This window comes from Halorubellus amylolyticus (assembly GCF_034808145.1).
Lineage (GTDB): Archaea > Halobacteriota > Halobacteria > Halobacteriales > Natrialbaceae > Halorubellus.
The window spans coordinates 1-283 of sequence record NZ_JAXHGM010000041.1 but is presented as its reverse complement, the minus strand read 5'-3'; the positions used below and the strand labels follow the sequence as shown (position 1 = coordinate 283).

Sequence of the window (283 nt, the reverse complement as noted above, 5' to 3'; positions counted from 1 at the left end):
GTAGGGCCCGGTATCTTGTCTCAGATACCGTCTCCGGGCTCTTGCTCTCACAACCCGTACCGATTATGGGCACGGTGGGCCGTTACCCCACCGTCTACCTAATCGGCCGCAGCCACATCCTATGGCGCCGTAGCGTTTCCAGCTCAAGCCATTCCAGGCATGGAGCCTTATTCAGAATTAGCCTCAGTTTCCCGAGGTTGTTCTGATCCATAGGGTAGTTTGGCCACGTGTCACTGAGCTATCTGCCACGGGTCTAAACCCGTGCGACTAGCATGGCTAAATC

At 55.8% G+C, this 283-nt stretch carries 1 rRNA gene; it reads right to left on the bottom strand.

What is annotated here, in order from left to right:
• A 16S ribosomal RNA gene (locus tag SM754_RS20190) occupies window positions 1–283 on the bottom strand; the annotation flags it as partial.